General features: G+C 62.7%; 14 protein-coding genes. All 14 read right to left on the bottom strand.

All coding sequences use genetic code 11. The annotated features are described in order from the left end of the window. Window positions 1-205: 205 nt before the first annotated feature. Window positions 206-3,667 carry a DNA polymerase III subunit alpha gene (gene dnaE / locus AUC70_RS09845; protein ID WP_069444715.1) on the bottom strand — a complete coding sequence of 1,154 codons (3,462 nt, stop codon included), beginning with the start codon at window positions 3,665-3,667 and terminating at the stop codon, window positions 206-208. Between the two features lie 82 nt (window positions 3,668-3,749). Beyond that, window positions 3,750-4,460 carry an ABC transporter ATP-binding protein gene (locus AUC70_RS09840; protein WP_069445085.1) on the bottom strand — a complete coding sequence of 237 codons (711 nt, stop codon included), beginning with the start codon at window positions 4,458-4,460 and terminating at the stop codon, window positions 3,750-3,752. A 17-nt stretch (window positions 4,461-4,477) separates the two neighbouring features. Continuing rightward, window positions 4,478-5,779, bottom strand: coding sequence for a lipoprotein-releasing ABC transporter permease subunit (locus AUC70_RS09835; RefSeq protein WP_069444714.1), 1,302 nt, complete (start codon window positions 5,777-5,779; stop codon window positions 4,478-4,480). After that, the gene (gene proS / locus AUC70_RS09830) at window positions 5,776-7,125 is read right to left on the bottom strand and encodes a proline--tRNA ligase (protein WP_069444713.1); all 1,350 of its coding nucleotides are present in this window, start codon (window positions 7,123-7,125) and stop codon (window positions 5,776-5,778) included. The genes AUC70_RS09835 and proS overlap by 4 nt, the downstream gene beginning before the upstream one ends. A 705-nt stretch (window positions 7,126-7,830) precedes the next feature. Further along, the gene (locus AUC70_RS09825; RefSeq protein ID WP_069444712.1) at window positions 7,831-8,133 is read right to left on the bottom strand and encodes a DUF1467 family protein; all 303 of its coding nucleotides are present in this window, start codon (window positions 8,131-8,133) and stop codon (window positions 7,831-7,833) included. Window positions 8,134-8,136: 3 nt separating this feature from the next. After that, complete coding sequence (mce, locus tag AUC70_RS09820; protein WP_069444711.1) at window positions 8,137-8,541, bottom strand: methylmalonyl-CoA epimerase; 405 nt, start codon at window positions 8,539-8,541, stop codon at window positions 8,137-8,139. An 83-nt stretch (window positions 8,542-8,624) separates the two neighbouring features. Next, the gene (locus tag AUC70_RS09815) at window positions 8,625-10,313 is read right to left on the bottom strand and encodes a ribonuclease J (protein WP_069444710.1); all 1,689 of its coding nucleotides are present in this window, start codon (window positions 10,311-10,313) and stop codon (window positions 8,625-8,627) included. A 4-nt stretch (window positions 10,314-10,317) separates the two neighbouring features. Next, entirely contained in the window at window positions 10,318-11,091 is a 774-nt protein-coding gene (locus AUC70_RS09810) for a biotin--[acetyl-CoA-carboxylase] ligase (RefSeq protein ID WP_069444709.1), read from the bottom strand. Window positions 11,092-11,170: 79 nt separating this feature from the next. Next, complete coding sequence (gene nuoN / locus AUC70_RS09805; RefSeq protein WP_069444708.1) at window positions 11,171-12,604, bottom strand: NADH-quinone oxidoreductase subunit NuoN; 1,434 nt, start codon at window positions 12,602-12,604, stop codon at window positions 11,171-11,173. An 11-nt stretch (window positions 12,605-12,615) separates the two neighbouring features. Beyond that, the gene (locus AUC70_RS09800) at window positions 12,616-14,130 is read right to left on the bottom strand and encodes an NADH-quinone oxidoreductase subunit M (RefSeq protein ID WP_069444707.1); all 1,515 of its coding nucleotides are present in this window, start codon (window positions 14,128-14,130) and stop codon (window positions 12,616-12,618) included. Then, window positions 14,127-16,052, bottom strand: a complete 1,926-nt coding sequence (gene nuoL / locus AUC70_RS09795) for an NADH-quinone oxidoreductase subunit L (protein WP_069444706.1) — start codon at window positions 16,050-16,052, stop codon at window positions 14,127-14,129. Before nuoL ends, AUC70_RS09800 begins: the two co-directional genes overlap by 4 nt. Before the next feature lie 12 nt (window positions 16,053-16,064). Then, window positions 16,065-16,373, bottom strand: a complete 309-nt coding sequence (gene nuoK, locus AUC70_RS09790; RefSeq protein WP_069444705.1) for an NADH-quinone oxidoreductase subunit NuoK — start codon at window positions 16,371-16,373, stop codon at window positions 16,065-16,067. Next, on the bottom strand, window positions 16,370-16,978 hold the full coding sequence (locus AUC70_RS09785; protein ID WP_069444704.1) for an NADH-quinone oxidoreductase subunit J: 609 nt from the start codon (window positions 16,976-16,978) through the stop codon (window positions 16,370-16,372). Before AUC70_RS09785 ends, nuoK begins: the two co-directional genes overlap by 4 nt. 133 nt (window positions 16,979-17,111) lie before the next feature. After that, a complete protein-coding gene (gene nuoI / locus AUC70_RS09780; RefSeq protein WP_045367106.1) occupies window positions 17,112-17,603 on the bottom strand; it encodes an NADH-quinone oxidoreductase subunit NuoI in 492 nt (163 codons plus the stop codon). Window positions 17,604-17,605: the final 2 nt, after the last annotated feature.

Genomic DNA, 17,605 nt, shown 5'->3' with positions numbered 1-17,605 from the left:
GCAGACTCCTTTTTCCGGTTTTTCCGCCGCGGGGCGTGAGAGACCGGCCAAAAGACCGGTCACCGGAGCGAGCGCAAAGGTTATAGAGGCCCTTTGTGACGCTTTGTCCCCGCGTGTGAGATGGTGCGCCTTATAGGGGGCACGCCCGTGCTTGGCAAGTCTGGAAGCGCCACCAAAACAAGGGCTCAGAGGACTTCGGCAGGCCCTAGATCGCGCTGACGTCCAGGACCCCGTCCAGAAGCTTCAGCGCACTGCGCTGGCGGGGTGTGGAATCGATGCCTTGCGGCAGGTCGAACTCGACCTCCTTGCCGTCGATGAGGAGACGGAGGAGAAACCGTCCCTGCCCGCCTTCAGCGTCGATCTGCGCGGCGAGCAGCGATAGGGCCTGTGGATCGTCCATGGTGACTTTCATGCCCGAAGAGCGCTCTTCGGCGGTGTTGTCCAGGGATGAGAGCCCTTGAACGCGGACCCGCACGGTTTCGCCATCCGCTTCCGCTTCCACGTCGAGGAGCACCACCGATCCGGCTTCCAGAAGGTCCCGGCCCGCAATCAGCGCTTCGGAGAAGATCACCGCCTCGAACTGGCCGGTGGCGTCGGAAAAGGCAACAAACGCATAGGGGTTGCCGGTCTTGCCTTTGCGCTCGCGCGAAGACAGGACCGTGCCGGCGAGCCTACCGACCACCCGCTTAGTCTGGGCCTTGGCCGCGAATTCGGTCCAGGTCTCGACGCCCAGAGACTTGAGGACCTCGCTGTATTCGTCGAGCGGGTGCCCGGTCAGGAAGAAGCCCACAGCCTCGAACTCTTTGGCAAGCCTGTCCGTCGGCAGCCAGGGCTCCGCCTTGCGCAGTTCGATGGGTGGCGGCGCCTGATTGCCGCCCGGAGAAGAACAGGTCGTTCTGGCCGCCGGCGCGAGCTTCTTGCGCGCTGTTCCCGGCGAGGACCATCCGGTCCACGTTCTCGAGCGCCGTGGCCCGGTCGATGCCGAGCTCGTCGAGGGTCCGGCGGTCGCGAGAGTCTCCAAGGCACGCTTGTTTACGTGGCGCGGGTTCAAGCGGCGTGCGAAGTCGGAGATGTCGGCGAACAGCCCGTTGGCGTTCCGCTCCGCCACGATGGACTCGACGGCTGGTTGACCGACATTCTTAAGTGCTGCAAGGGAATAGCGAATTGCCTTCCCATTCGGGATGAAGCCGACTTCCGAGTAGTTTACAGACGGCTGTTCGAGCTTGATGCCGAGCCGCCGCGCCTCCTGCGCGAAGCTGTTGAGCTTGTCCGCGTTGCCCATGTCCAGCGTCATGGACGCCGCCACGAATTCGGGTGGGTAGTTCGCCTTGAGATAGGCCGTCTGGTAGGCGATCAGCGCATAGGCCGCTGCGTGGGACTTGTTGAAGCCGTAGCCGGCGAACTTTGCCACCAGTTCGAAGATGTATTCCGCCCGGCCCTTCTCGACGCCGTTTGCCACGGCACCGTCGACGAAGCGCTTCCGCTGCTTATCCATCTCGGCCTTGATCTTCTTGCCCATGGCCCGGCGCAGCAGGTCGGCTTCGCCCAGCGAGTAGCCCGACAGGACCTGAGCGATCTGCATCACCTGCTCCTGGTAGATGATGACGCCGTAGGTCTCCGCCAGGATTGGCTCGATCATGGGATGAAGGCTCTCGATCTTCTCCTTGCCGTGCTTCCGGTTCACGAAAGTCTCGATGTTGTCCATCGGGCCCGGCCGGTACAGGGCGACCATGGCGATGATGTCTTCGAACCGGTCGGGCTTCAGCTTGCGCAAGGCATCGCGCATGCCCTGGCTTTCCAGCTGGAACACGCCGACCGTCTCGGCCCGCTGGATCATCTCGTACGTCTTGGTGTCGTCGAGCGGGATCTTCGACGGATCGATATCGGGGCCGTCGCGGGCAATCAGCTTTCGCGCCATGTCGAGGACCGTGAGCGTCTTGAGCCCCAGAAAGTCAAACTTCACCAGCCCGGCTGCTTCTGCCCATTTCATGTTGAACTGGGTTGCCGGGAGCTGCGCGCGCGCGTCCCGATAGAGCGGCACCAGCTCGGTCAGGGGCCGGTCCGCGATCACCACGCCCGCCGCATGGGTCGAGGCGTGCCGGTAGAGGCCTTCGAGCCGTTGCCCGATGTCGAGCAGCTTGGCGACGATCGGCTCCTTGTCGCGCTCCTCTTGCAGGCGCGGTTCGCCGGCAATGGCCTGAGGCAGCGTGACAGGGTTGGCCGGGTTCATGGGGACGAGCTTGCAGAGCCGGTCCACCTGCCCATAGGGCATCTGCAGCACGCGCCCCACGTCGCGCAGCACGGCCCTGGCCTGGAGCTTACCGAAGGTGATGATCTGCGCGACCCGGTCGGCCCCGTACCGGTCGCGCACATAGGCGATCACCTCGTCGCGGCGGTCCTGGCAGAAGTCGATATCGAAGTCCGGCATGGACACGCGTTCCGGGTTGAGGAAGCGTTCGAACAGGAGCCCGAAACGGATGGGGTCCAGATCGGTGATCGTGAGCGCATAGGCGACGAGCGAGCCCGCGCCGGAGCCGCGCCCCGGCCCCACGGGGATGCCCTGCCCCTTGGTCCATTTGATGAAGTCCGAAACGATCAGGAAGTAGCCCTGATAGTTCATGCGGGTGATGATTTCGAGCTCGAAGGCGAGCCGCTCGCGATAGGCCGCCTCGTCCGACCCCGGGGCTGTTCCGTGTTGTGCAATACGCGCGGTAAGTCCTTCTTCTGCTTGCCGTTTCAGTTCTTCGGCCTCGGTCTCCGCAAGGGCGGCGCTTGCCTCGCCACCGGAGAGAAACGCCGGCAGGATCGGACTGCGCTTTTGCGGCCGGTAGGCGCAACGCTGGGCGATCTCGGCCGTGTTCTCGATGGCCTCGGGCAGGTCGGCAAATAGAGCCCGCATCTCGGCCGCGGACTTGAAATAGTGCTCGGGGCTGAGGCGCCGGCGCTCGTCAACGGCGACGTAGCTGCCTTGCGCGATGCAGATCAGGGCGTCATGGGCCTCGAAATCGTCCGTGGTGGCGAAGAACGGCTCATTGGTCGCCACGAGCGGGATCGACCGCTCATAGGCCAGCTGCACCAGGTGGGGCTCGACGGCCCTTTCCTTTGCGAGACCATGGCGTTGGAGTTCAATATAGAAGCGGTCTCCGAAGATGGAATGAAGCGCCTCGACGCGGGCACGAGCAAGCTCCGCGTTCCCGTCCGCGAAGGCCGTGTCGATGAGGCCCTCGGGCCCACCGCTGAGTGCGATCAAGCCTTGCGAATGTTCCGCCAGTTCATCGATGGTGACGAAGGCCTCCCCCGTCTCCGCCGCCGTGAAATAAGCGCGGCTCGTCAGCTCCATCAGATTGCCGTAGCCGGCCTCGTCCTTGGCAAGGAGCGCTATGCGGCCATCCGGCGTCTGGTTCAACGGCTCCGGGGCCGCTCCCTTCTTGCCGGCCTTCTCAAAGGTCAGGTTCAGCGTGCAGCCGACAATGGGCTGGATGCCGGCGCCGGACACGGCCTCGGAGAATTCGAGCGCGCCGAATAGATTGTTGGAGTCGGTCAGCGCCAGGGCGGGCGCCGCGTCGGCCTTGGCCAGCTCGACGAGCTTCGGAATCTTGAGCGCGCCTTCCAGCAAGGAATAGGCGGAATGCACGCGAAGGTGCACGAAGGGTTTGTTTTCGCTCATGATGTTCCGTCTTGGGGGCGGTCAGAGACTCACCGGGCTGCTCGACGGAATTGTGGACCCTTGAGCCCGTATGGCAAGGTGCCTAGCCGACCGCTTCCACGACGGCGACCTTTTCCTCCACAAGCAAGCCGTCGGTCAGGCGCAGGACCCGATCCATGCGCGCGGCCAGATCGAGATTGTGGGTCGCAATCACGGCCGCGACCCCCTCGTCCCGGACGAGGTGCATCATCTGGTCGAAGACCTTGTCGGCGGTGGTTGGATCGAGGTTCCCCGTCGGCTCGTCGGCAAGAAGTACCTTGGGCTGGTTTGCCACGGCGCGCGCGATGGCGACGCGTTGCTGCTCGCCGCCGGAGAGTTCTGCCGGCCGGTGTGTCCAGCGGTCCTTGAGACCGAGCGGGTCCAAAAGCGCTTTGGCCCGGGCTTCGGCATCGTTCTTGGAGCGGCCGAGCACGAGCTGTGGCAGCATCACGTTCTCCAGCGCCGAGAACTCAGGCAACAGGTGGTGGAACTGGTAGACGAATCCCACTTCCATCCGGCGGATGCGCGTCCGCTCGTTGTCTCCCGATGTGACGCAGTCGCGGCCGTTGATGATCACGCTGCCTGCGTCCGGCTTCTCCGAGAGGCCCGCAATATGCAGCAGGGTCGATTTGCCGGCGCCCGAAGGGCCGAGCAGCGCCACGGTCTCACCCGGATAGAAGCTCGCGTTGGCCAGCTTCAGGACATCGATGCGGCGGTCACCTTGCGTGAAGCCCCGCTCGAGATCGACGAGTTGCAATGCCGGCGTTCTTTCGATCGCGTCCACGGTTCCCCCTACTCGTAGCGCAGCGCTTCAACCGGATCGAGCCGGGAGGCGCGCCAGGCCGGATAGACCGAGGCCAGAACGGAGAGCGTCAGCGCCATGATCACGACCGAGGTCGTCTCACCCGAATCCATCTCCGCCGGCAGCTCGGAGAGGTAGTAGAGCTCGGCCGGGAAGAGTTCGGTGTCCGTAAGCCAGGAGACGAACCAGCGGATGTGGTCGATGTTCAGGCAGACGAGCACGCCGAGGGCAAGCCCGGCCAGCGTCCCGGCGACGCCGATCGTGGCGCCCGCGATCAGAAAGATGCGCATCACGGAGCCGCGCGTGGCTCCCATGGTTCGAAGGATCGCGATGTCGCGCGCCTTGTCCTTCACGAGCATCTTCAGGCCTGAAATGATATTGAGTGCCGCCACCAGAACGATCAGTGTCAGGATCAAGAACATCACGTTGCGTTCGACCTGAAGGGCCGAAAAGAAGGTCGCGTTGCGCTGGCGCCAGTCGGTGACATAGATGGACGGTCCGCCGGCCTGGAGGATAGCGGGCGCGAGTTCGGCAACTTCGTCCGGTGATTTCAGGACCACTTCGAGAACCGTCACCGAGTCAGGCTGATTGAAATAGATCTGCGCCTCGTTCAGCGGCATGAACATGATGCTCGCATCGTATTCGGACATACCGATCTCGAAGATCGCTACGACGGGATAGCGTTTGATGCGCGGCGCCGTGCCGAGCGGGGTTGACGCACCGCGCGGTGTCAGGATCGAGACGCTGTCTCCGACCTTGACGTTGAGCGTGTTCGCCATGCGGCTGCCGATGGCGATGCCGGGATTGTCGTCGAAGCCGTCGAGCGTGCCGAAATGAACCTTGCTCGAAATCGCCTTGAGGCTCTTGAGATCGTCTTCGCGCAGGCCGCGCACCAGGGCTCCGGTAGAGCCGAGCGGCGTCGATGCGAGCACCTGGCCTTCGACAAGCGGGAGCGCGTGCTTCACATCGGGCACGTTCGCAATGCGCTTGGAGACCTCGTCATAGTCCTTGAACTGCCCGACGCTATGCACGACCACATGGCCGTTCAGCCCCAGCATCTTGTCGAACAGCTCCTGTCGAAAGCCGTTCATGACCGCCATGACGATGATCAGTGTCGCCACGCCGAGCATGATGCCGATGAAGGAAAAGCCGGCGATGACGGAGATGAAGCCTTCCTTGCGGCGCGCGCGCAGGTACCGCAGCGCCACCAGCCATTCGAAGGGCGCAAAGGGGCGCGTGGTCGGTGCCGCCGGGCTTTCGACTTGTCCGGCTACGGTGTCACTCGCGCTCATGCGCCTTCCCTCGTGCGGCCTGTCATTGCATCGGTCAGCATAGTCAACGCCGAGTCGAAGGTGAGACTATGGCGAGCGCCGGTCGCACGTTCCTTGAGTTCGACCTCGCCGGCTTTCAGGCTTTTCGGCCCAACGATCAACTGCCAAGGGAGACCGATCAAGTCCATGGCGGCGAATTTCGCGCCGGCGCGATCGTCGCGGTCGTCGTATAGCACGTCGAAGCCCGCATTTTGCAGCCGTGCGTAGAAGCCCTCGCACGCGGCATCCGTGTCCGCATCGCCAACCTTCAGGTTGATGAGACCGAGGTCGAACGGCGCCACTGATTGCGGCCAGATGATGCCTGCCTCGTCGTGAGAGGCTTCGATGATCGCTCCGACAAGGCGGGATACGCCGATGCCGTAAGAGCCCATCTCGACGGTGATCAAGTCCCCGTCGGGGCCTTGTACCTTGGCGCCCATCGCTTCGGAGTATTTCGTCCCGAAGAAGAAGATGTGGCCGACTTCGATACCGCGCGCGGTGACGCGGTCCGCCTCGGGGACGTCGGATTCGAACTGCGCGGCATCGTGCATCTCAGAGGTGGCCGCGTATCGGCCGGTCCAGTCTTGGACGAGCGGCGCGAGGTCGCCGTCGTAGTCGAGGTCGGCGCCAGGCGGCTCCATCGCGAGATAGTCTTTGTGGCAATAGACTTCGCTTTCGCCTGTTTCAGCCAAGATGATGAACTCGTGTGAGAGGTCGCCGCCGATCGGGCCGGTTTCGGCCGCCATGGGGATCGACTTCAGCCCCATGCGGGCGAAGGTGCGCAGGTAAGAGACGAACATTCTGTTGTAGGACTTGCGGGCGTCGTCCTGGGTGAGGTCGAAGGAGTAGGAGTCCTTCATCAGGAATTCGCGGCCGCGCATGACGCCGAACCGCGGTCTGATCTCGTCCCGGAACTTCCATTGGATGTGGTAGAGGATGCGCGGCAGATCCTTGTAGGACTTCACGCCGTCGCGGAAGATCGCCGTGATCAGCTCCTCGTTGGTCGGACCGTAGAGCATGTCGCGCTCATGCCGGTCCTGGATGCGCAACATCTCCTTGCCGTAGTCGTCGTAGCGTCCGCTCTCGCGCCACAGATCGGCGGATTGGATCGTCGGCATCAGGAGTTCGAGCGCCCCTGCCCGGTCCTGCTCCTCACGCACGATCTGCTCGATCTTGCTCAGAACCCGGTAACCCAGAGGGAGCCAAGTGTAGATGCCAGCGCTCGACTGGCGGATCATGCCTGCGCGGAGCATGAGCCGGTGGGAGACGATTTCCGCCTCTTTGGGGTCGTCACGCAGGATGGGCATAAAGAAACGGCTGAGGCGCATCGTGAAGCTCTGAAGGCGTTGATGTGGCCGAGGCCATGGAGGGCCGGCCGCGTTTGATCTCGGGGCTGCAAGCGGCGGCGATGGCACCATGACGCACCCTAGATGCGGCTAATAGACAAGTTCGCCCATGGTGGCAATCGAGCCGCGCAACCTTTGCCGGTTTGCCGCGATGATTCCCCCAGTCGACTCCTCCTCGACGTTGGTACACGCGCGCGCCCGGTGCTTGCGGTCGAAATTGTGGCTGAAAGCGCGCTATGGTTTTGGTCAGTTAGGGCGTGTGCCGCTCTTTAAGGCAGTTTTTTCCGGTTTGAGCAGTCAGAAGGCCGACTTTCTTTTGGTTCGCAAATGAAGTGATCGATTTTTCGAATAAATCTGCGTCGACCGGTCACAATCATGGTGACAATTTGGCGCGGCCAAGCTAGGGTCCGCCCACAACGCAAGAGCGCTCAGCCCCCGTAGGTTGTGACGTGAAGCGTTTAGAGATTGGACAATGTCAACGACCACTTAGTGGCAAAGACTATTTGGGTCCAAGTCTTGGGAGGAAAGACTCCTGGCGCGCATCCACCCGATGGATAAGCGCAGCCGCTTCACCGCCCCGCTCCTCGAGAGCTGTCCCGGTAGTGAAGAAAAGGAGTAAATACTAAGAAAGCAGGGTCCTTAGGGACCTTGCTTTTTTTTAGGCCCACCCGCGCGCCAGCCTTCCATTCACATCTCAATTTGCTCGAGGCGCTTCCTGAACCCGCTCGTACCGTGGGAAGAACGGAATGTCGTCGAGCTGATGATGTGATGCACCATGATGGCGTAGATGAAGGCGAAGACGATGCCGGACACGATGGTCGTGGCGACGATCTTCGGCAGCAATCTAGGCTTGTGGGGCGCACTGTCGGCGAAACCCGGATTGCTGGCTTCGCCCGCTTCCTCGGACGTGCGCACGCCCCAGGGCAAGATGGCGAAGAGCACAACCCACCAGATCACGAAGTAGATGGCGACGCCGAAGGCGAGACTCATGGCCTAAGCCTCTTCGAGTTCGACCAAGGTGCCGCAGAAATCCTTGGGGTGAAGGAACAGAACCGGCTTGCCGTGGGCGCCGATCTTCGGTTCGCCGTCGCCAAGCACACGCGCGCCCTCCTTGGTGAGCTGATCGCGCGCTTCCATGATATCCGGCACCTCGTAGCAGATGTGATGGATGCCGCCGCTCGGGTTGCGCTCAAGAAAGGCCGCGATCGGTGAGTTGTCGCCAAGGACGCCCAGGAGTTCGACCTTCGTGTTCGGCAACTCGATGAAAACCGTCCGTACACCGTGCTCCGGCTGATCTTCCTCCGGAGAGACTGTCGCACCGAGCGTGTCGCGATAGACGGCGGTCGCGGCCGCCAGGTCCGGCACGACGATCGCCACATGGTTCAAACGGCCAATCATGTATCTCTGCTCCAGGTTCGCATAGGGATCTCGACCTCAGTCTAAACGGCAATTGCGGCGTTCAAGGCCTCTTTCTGCGGCGGTTAGAGCACGGTCGTCAACACGGTACAGATGGGCTTCTTGCCCCAGGCCTGCCCGAGTGCCGCCCGAACGGCGCGGCGTACCGCTTCGGAGACAAGCTGCGGGTCCTTGCGGCGCGGGCGCGGGATGCTCTCGACCGTTCCAATGGCGGCGTCGCGGGCAATCTCCTCGAGCGGAACGCCGTCATTGTCTTCCTCGGGCAGCCCCGTCAGCGTCACTTCGGGGTCGGCGACCAGTTCGCCTTTCGTGGTCAAGACAAGGGACACGGCGGCGATGCCGGCAAAGCTGAGCTTGCGGCGATCCCGGACCTGGCCCTCGTCGGATGACGTCAGTATGTAGCCGTCGCGATAGAGCCGGCCCACGGGCACGTCATCGACGATGCCCGCCGGCTTCGGCAGAAGCTGCACCAGCGTGCCGTTGCGAGCCCGGACGACTTCCGGGACGCCGAGGTCCTCTGCCAGTTCGGCGTGCGCTTCCAGATGGCGTCCCTCACCGTGCATCGGCACCGCGATGGCCGGCTTCACCCAGGAATAAAGCTGCTCCAATTCCCCGCGACGCGGATGGCCGGACACGTGCACAAGCGCGTCCTGGTCGGTGAGGATCTCGACGGCGTTGTCGGACAGCGCATTCTGTATCCGCCCGACGGATTTCTCGTTCCCCGGGATTGTGCGCGACGAGAAGATCACCCAGTCGCCTTTCCTGAGAGAGACATGCGGATGCTCTCCCGCCGCGATACGCGACAACGCCGCGCGTGGCTCGCCCTGGCTTCCCGTGCACAGCGCCACGACCTTGTCGCCTGGGAATTGCCGGAAGGCCGTTTCCTGATGAAAGCTCAGTTCCGGATCGAGATAGCCGGTCGCCTGGGCCGCTTCGATCACCCGGTACATGGCGCGTCCGACGACGACGAGTTCGCGCCCCGCGGCTTGGGCCGCCTTTGCCACCGAGCCCAGCCGGGCGACATTGGAGGCGAAAGTCGTGACGGCGACGCAAGCCGGGGCTTTCTTGATCAGCGTGATCAGGTTCTCCGCGACCTCGGCTTCCGAAGGCGAGACGCCTTCACGAATGGCGTTTGTCGAATCGCAGATCAGCGCATCGACACCGTCGCGGCCGATCTCGCGCAGGCGGTTCTCATCCGTCGGCGGGCTCGTCAGCGGCGTCTCGTCGAGCTTCCAGTCGCCCGTGTGGAGCGCCGTTCCGAGCGGCGTGCGGATGGCCAGCGCCGTAGGCTCGGGAATCGAATGGGACATCGAGATGAGTTCGACATCGAACGGACCGATCTTGCGCCGTGCGCCCAGCGGCACGATTTCGAGCGGCAGGTCGTCGTCGTCCATGCGCGCCTCGCTCAGCTTTCCGCGCAGCATTGCCGCCGTGAATGGCGTGGCATAGATCGGAACCCGCCCAATCAAGGGCCAAAGATCGGGGATGGCGCCGTAATGATCTTCATGGGCATGGGTCAGCACCAGCCCCGCGATGTTGTGGCGTTCTTCTTCCAGGAAACGAATGTCGGGCAAGATGACGTCGATGCCCGGCTCGTACTCGCCGCCGAAGGTCACGCCCATATCGACGATGAGCCAGGTATAGGCGTTCTTCTGACCGTACCCGTAGAGGTACAGGTTCATGCCGATCTCGCCCACACCGCCGATGGGGACGAAGACGAACCGGTTCTTGTTTTTGGATTCCTTTGCAGCCATGGCGTCAGGACGCGAAGAAGACATCGCCGGCCGCGATGGTGCGCTTGCCGCTGTCGGTCTTGAGGCGTAGCGCCCCCTCCAAATCGAGGCCCTCGTAGGTGCCTTCGATACGTTCGCTGCCGATCTGCACGACAAGCTTTCGTCCCGTGGGGCCCGCACGGTCGAGCCAGGCGCGGCGAACGGACGGGAAGGTTGCGCCTTCGTCCCAGCGTTTCAGCCATTCATGGGTCGTGGCTGCGAGCACTTCGAGTGCCTTTGCCGGTGGGACGCTCAGGCCGTAGGCATCCAAGCTCACGGCAGGCTGCGGCAGCCCCTCGGGATGGCTCGCCAAATTGATGCCGGTGCCGATCACGACCGCCGAGCGCCTGTCGCCCGGCGCGCCGAGATTCTCGAGCAGCATGCCGGCGATCTTCTCTTCGTCCAGCAGCACATCGTTGGGCCATTTGAGGAGCAGCTTCGAACGGCCTTCATAGGCGATCAATTTCGAGATCGTCTCGTAGGTAATGATGCCGGCCACGAGGGCGAGCTGGCTCGCGGTCTGGAGCGGGCAGTTGAGGCGGACCAGGAGACTGGCGAAGAGATTGCCGACTTGCGAAGTCCATTGCCGCCCTGCCCGTCCCCGCCCCATGGATTGGCGTGCCGACCAGATCCACAAGGGCCCCGGCTCACCCATATCCGCGCGGCGCTTGGCTTCGTCGTTGGTCGAATCGACCGTGTCCAGCTGGACGAGGCGATAGCCCGCGGGAAGCTTCGGTGTGGTGCGCGCGAATTGGTTCATGCAGATAGGCGGATCCGGCTAGCGGTTCAATAAAAGCGGCGGGACGGATGCGCCCCGTTTCGTCAGACGACTGCTGAGTTCAAAAGAGCGATTTTGCAGCAGTTCCGGCCGCCGCGACAAGCGGAGACGGATAAACGAAGAAGAGCGCGATCAAAAGCCCGGCCGCTCCCAGCACGATGGCCAAGGGGCGCGGCATCGGCTCGAAGCCTTTCACGGGTTCGTCGAAATACATGAGCTTCACGATGCGCAAATAGTAGAAGGCGCCTACGACACTGAGCAGGACACCGATGATCGCAAGCGCGTAGAGCCCCGCCTCGACGGCCGCGAGGAACACGTAGAACTTTGCGAAGAAGCCGGCGAGCGGCGGGATGCCGGCCAGCGAGAAAAGCAGCACCGCCAGCGCAAGGGCCATGAGCGGGCTTGTCCGGGAGAGCCCCGCGAGCTGATCGATTTCCTCGACCATTTCGCCGTCGCGGCGGAGCGACAGGATGACGGCAAAGGTGCCGAGCGTCATCACGAGATAGATCGCGAGATAGATGATCACGCCCTGGACGCCCTGCTCCGTGCCGGCCGCAAGTCCCACCAGCGCGAAACCCATATGGCCGATGGAGCTGTAAGCCATCAGGCGCTTGATGTTGCGCTGGCCGATCGCGGCGAAGGCGCCGAGTCCCATGGAGGCGAGCGACAGGAAGACGACGATCTGCTGCCACTGGTCGGTAATTGCCGGAAAGGCCGAAACCACGACCCGGATGAAGAGTGCCATGGCAGCGATCTTCGGGGCGGCGGCGAAGAAGGCAGTCACCGGAGTCGGTGCGCCCTCATAGACGTCCGGTGTCCACATATGGAACGGCACCGCCGAGATCTTGAAGGCGAACCCGGTCAGCAGGAACACAAGGCCGAAGATCAGGCCGAGATTGTCGCCGGACGGCTGAGCCGCGTTCGCGATTTCGGAAAAGACAGTGGATCCGGTGAAACCGTAGATCAGCGAGGCGCCATAGAGCAGCATGCCCGACGACAGCGCGCCGAGGACGAAATACTTCATGCCGGCTTCGGATGAGCGCGTCGAATCCCGCTTGAAGGCGGCGACCACGTAGAGCGCGAGGCTCTGCAGTTCGAGGCCGACATAGAGCGCGATGAGATCGTTGGCCGAGATCATCATCAGCATGCCGGTGGTCGCGAGCAGCAACAGCACCGGGTACTCGAATTTCAGGCCGCCTTCGTCACGCCAGAAGTCCCGCGACATGATCAGCGCGACGCCCGCGCCGGTCAGGGCGAGCAGCTTCAGCATGCGCGCGAAGGGATCGACGATGAAGCTGTTGCCGAACACGGTCACCGTGCCCTCGCCCATGGCGACGAACACGCCGGCAAGGATCAGCACGGCTACCGAGAGCCACAACACGAGTTCACTGCGCTCGCCGTCACGGCCACCCACGCCCACCATGAGCAGCGCCATGGCGCCGATGGCCAAGGTGAGTTCTGGAAGAAGCGGCAGAAGATTGAGCTGTTCGGTCATAGGGCCCTCACTCACGGCACCAGCGCCAGCCGCGCCTGCTCGGCAGCGGCCAGGTTCGCTTTGAAGTCGGCCATCAGGGCCTCGACAGACGTCGCCGTGACGTCGAGAACCGGGTTGGGATGAAACCCGAAGTAAATCGTGAGCAGGATCAGCGGCGCCATGACGGCGATTTCCCGCCACGAGAGATCCTGGATCAACTTCAACGCCGGATTGGTGATCTCGCCGAAAATGACACGGCGATAGAGCCAAAGAGAATAGACGGCCGATAGAATGACGCCCGTCGCCGCGAGCGCGGCGACCCAGGTGTTCACCTGGTAGACGCCCAGGAGGCTCAGGAACTCGCCGACAAAGCCGGACGTGCCCGGCAAGCCCACATTGGCCATGGTGAATATCATGAACACGGCGGCATAGAGCGGCATCCGGTTCACGAGACCGCCGAATACGGAAATCTCATGGGTATGCATGCGGTCGTAAGAGACGCCGACGCAGAGGAACATGCCAGCCGAAACAATGCCGTGGGAGAGCATCAGGAAGATGCCGCCCTGAAGGCCCTGCATGGTCAGCGTGAAGATGCCGATCGTCACGAAGCCCATATGAGCAATGGACGAATAGGCGATCAGCTTCTTCATATCTTCCTGCGCGTACGCAACGAGCGAGGTGTAGATCACCGCGATCACGGACAGCGCGTAGATGAGCGGCGCAAAGTCGACCGAGGCGAGCGGGAACATGGGAATGGAGAACCGTAAGAAGCCGTATCCGCCGAGGCTCAAGAGGATGCCTGCCAGCACGACGGAGCCCGCGGTCGGCGCCTGCACGTGCGCGTCCGGCAGCCAGGTATGCACCGGCCACATGGGCAGCTTCACCGCGAAGGATGCGAAGAACGCCAGCCATAGCCAGGTTTGCATTTCCGGCGGGAAGTCGTGCGCGAGGAGCTCCGGAATGTTCGTGGTCCCCGCCTCCCAATACATGGCGAGGATCGCGATGAGCATCAGAAGCGAGCCCGCCAGCGTGTAGAGGAAGAACTTGAAGCTGGCATAGACGCGGTTCGATCCACCCCAGATACCGATGATGAGGAACATCGGAATGAGGCCGCCCTCGAAGAACAGATAGAACATCACCAGATCGAGGGAACAGAACACGCCGAGCATCAGCGTTTCGAGGATCAGGAACGCGATCATGAATTCGCGCACCCGCGTCTTGATGGCGCCGTAGGTCGACAGAACCGTGAGCGGCATCAGGAACGTCGTGAGAATCACGAACAGCATCGAGATGCCGTCGACGCCCATATGGAACCGGATCGGTCCCAGCCAGGCGCGCTCCTCCACGAACTGGAACTTGGCCGTCGTCGGATCGAAGTCGATCCACAGTAGCAGCGAGATGGCGAAGGTGATCAGCGTCGTCCACAACGCGATATAGCGCGCGTTGCGGGCGGTGCTCTCGTCGTTACCCCGCAGCGCAAAGATCAGCAGCGCGCCGACCAGCGGCAGGAACGTCACCGTGGAGAGAATGGGCCACCCATAACTCATGGCTTCAGCGCGCCTCCCGTCACGATGAAATAAGTGATCAGAAGCGCGACGCCGATCAGCATGATGAATGCGTAGTGGTAGATGTAGCCGGTCTGAAGCTTCACGACGCCTCTTGTGATGTCCAGCACGCGGGCGGCAACGCCGTTCGGGCCGATCCCGTCGATGATCTTGCCGTCGCCCACCTTCCAAAGGAAATTGCCGAGCCATTTGGCAGGACGCACGAAGATGCGGTCATAGAGCGCGTCGAAGTACCAGGCATGGAAGAAGAACTGGTTGGTCGCCGGGAAGCGCTTGAGCAGGCCGAACGGAACAAGTGGCCGCCACATGTAGCAGTACCAAGCGATCAGGAAGCCGAGCGTCATGGCGATGGTCGGCGACAGGACCAGCCAGAACGGCACGTCGTGATGGCCGCCATGGGGCAGGACGATGCTCTCGCGCCAGAAGCTTGCCTGGTCTGCGCCGATGAAGAGGTGGCGGAAGCCAAGCCCGGCGAACAGGGCACCGGCCGCCAGCACCATCAGCGGTACACCCATGGTCCAGGGCGGTTCGTGCGCGTGCGCCTTGACGTCCTTCGGCCCGCGGAAATTACCCTCGAAGGTCATGAACATTAGCCGCCAGGTGTAGAGCGAGGTCAGGAAGGCGGCGATGAGGACCATCCAATAGGTGTATTGGCCGACGGCCGTGTGATCGAACCAGGTCGTCTCGATGATGAAGTCCTTCGAGACGAAGCCCGACGTTAGCGGGAATGCGGTCAGCGCCAGCGACCCGATCAGCATCATCACCCAGGTAAAGGGGATGATCTTCCGCAAGCCGCCCATGCGGCGCATGTCCTGATTGTCGGCCAGCGTATGAATGACGGCGCCGGCGCACAGGAACAGCAGCGCCTTGAAGCAGGCATGGGTGAACAGGTGGAAGATGCCCGCGCCATACGCCCCTACCCCTTCGGCGGCGAACATATAGCCGAGCTGCGAGCAGGTGGAGTACGCGATCACGCGTTTGATGTCGGTCTGCACCACGGCGGCGGTGGCGGCGAAGAAGGCACTCGTCGCGCCGATGAACGCCACGAAGGCGAGCGCATACGGGGCGAGATCGAACAGCGGCGACATGCGCGCCACCATGAACACGCCCGCCGTGACCATCGTAGCGGCATGGATGAGTGCGGAGACCGGTGTCGGGCCCTCCATGGCGTCCGGCAACCAGGTGTGGAGCAGGAATTGGGCCGACTTGCCCATGGCGCCCATGAAGAGCAGGAAGCACATCAACTCGAGGGCCGGCACCTCCCACGACAAGAACGTTATGGTCTTGCCGACCTGGTCGGGCGCCGCCGCGAAGATCGTGTCGTATTGGACCGCGCCGAACACATAGAAGATCGTGAAGATGCCGAGCAGGAAGCCGAAATCGCCGACGCGGTTGACGACGAAGGCCTTGATGGCGGCGGCATTGGCGGAGGGCTTCTTGTACCAGAATCCGATCAGGAGATAGGACGCGAGGCCGACGCCTTCCCAGCCGAAAAAGAGCTGGACGAGATCGTCCGAGGTCACGAGCGCGAGCATCGCGAAGGTGAATAAGGACAGATAGGCGAAGAAGCGCTCCTTGTGCGGGTCCTCGTCCATGTAGCCGACGGAATAGAGGTGCACGACCGACGACACCGTATTCACGACGACAAGCATCACGGCCGTGAGCGTGTCGATCCGGATCGACCAGTAGGTCTCGAAAGCGCCGGAGTGCATGAACCCGATGAGCGAGATACGCACGTCCTCGCCCTGAATGGCCACCTGGTAGAAGGCGATCCACGACAGGAACGCCGCCACGAACATCAGCGAGATGGTCACGATTTCGCACGCGCGGTACCCGACAAGGCGGCCGAACAGCCCGGCGAACAGCGCGCCGATCAGGGGAAGGAAGAGGATTGCGTGATACATCGTGTGCCGCCCTCAGCCTTTCAGATGATCGATGTCGGCCACGTCGATCGTGCCGCGATTGCGGAAATACACGACGACAATGGCGAGGCCGATGGCCGCTTCCGCCGCCGCGACGGTCAGGACGATCAGGGTGAAGACCTGGCCGACGAGATCGCCATGGAACGAGGAGAACGACACGAGGTTGATGTTGACCGCGAGCAGAATGAGTTCGATCGACATCAGAATGACGATGACGTTCTTGCGGTTCAAAAAGATGCCGAACACGCCGATCGTGAAGAGCAACGCGGCCAGGGTCAGGTAATGCGACAGACCGACGGTCATTGCAGGCCCCTCCCCGATTCGACTTTGACGACCTCGATTGCCGTCTCCGGGTTGCGCGCGACCTGGTCGCTGATGTTCTGGCGCTTGACGTCGCGGCGGTGGTGCAGCGTCAGGACGATCGCGCCGATCATGGCGACGAGCAGGATCAGACCGGCGGCTTGGAACAGATAGACGTAGTCGGTGTAGAGCAGTTCGCCCAAAGCGCGCGTGTTGCTCACCTCGGAAGGCGGCGGCATGGGCGCATCGCTCACGAGCTTCGGCGCCGCGACCCAGGCGCCGACGACGAAGAGCAGCTCGAACAGGAAGATGAAGCCGACGAGGAGTCCAATGGGCAGAACCTTCACAGCGCCCGAGCGCAGCTCCGCGAAGCTGACGTCGAGCATCATCACCACGAACAGGAACAGCACCATGACGGCGCCCACATAGACGACCACGAGGATCATCGCGAGGAACTCTGCCCCGAGCAGGATGAACAGTCCGGCCGCGTTGAAGAAAGCGAGGATCAGGAACAGCACGGCGTGCACGGGATTCTTCGCCGACACGACCATGAGGGCCGAGGCGATAAGAACGAACGCGAAGAGATAGAAGAACAGCGCGCTCAGCATCGGACGGTCACTCCCAAACCGGAGCGACAGCCCGAAAACGGTCCTGCGCGTTCGACGTGCCTATTCAAAAACTCAGCCCCCAAAACGTAACCCCAATGTCCGGCCTTGCAGCCAGCCTGTTCCCGAAACCCGCCTACCGATAGGCCGAGTCGAGTTCGATATTTTTGGCGATCTCCCGCTCCCAACGGTCCCCGTTGGAGAGCAGGCGCGCCTTGTCGTAGTACAACTCTTCACGCGTTTCCGTCGCGAATTCGAAATTCGGACCTTCGACGATCGCCTCCACCGGGCAGGCTTCCTGGCAGAAGCCGCAGTAGATGCATTTCACCATGTCGATATCGTAGCGCGTGGTGCGCCGCGTGCCGTCGTTGCGGCGCGGGCCAGCTTCGATGGTGATCGCCTGTGCCGGGCAGATCGCCTCGCAGAGCTTGCAGGCGATGCAGCGCTCCTCCCCGTTGGGATAGCGGCGCAAGGCATGCTGACCGCGGAAGCGCGGGCTCAGCGGGCCCTTCTCGTAAGGGTAGTTCAGCGTCGCCTTCGGCGCGACGAAGTACTTCATCGCGAGCCAAAAGGCCGACACGAACTCCAGGAGCAGGAGCGATTTGGCAGCTTGTGCGAACCGTGTCACGC

The sequence above is a fragment of the Methyloceanibacter stevinii genome, assembly GCF_001723355.1.
GTDB lineage: Bacteria > Pseudomonadota > Alphaproteobacteria > Rhizobiales > Methyloligellaceae > Methyloceanibacter > Methyloceanibacter stevinii.
This window is presented reverse-complemented; position numbering and strand designations above follow the sequence as displayed.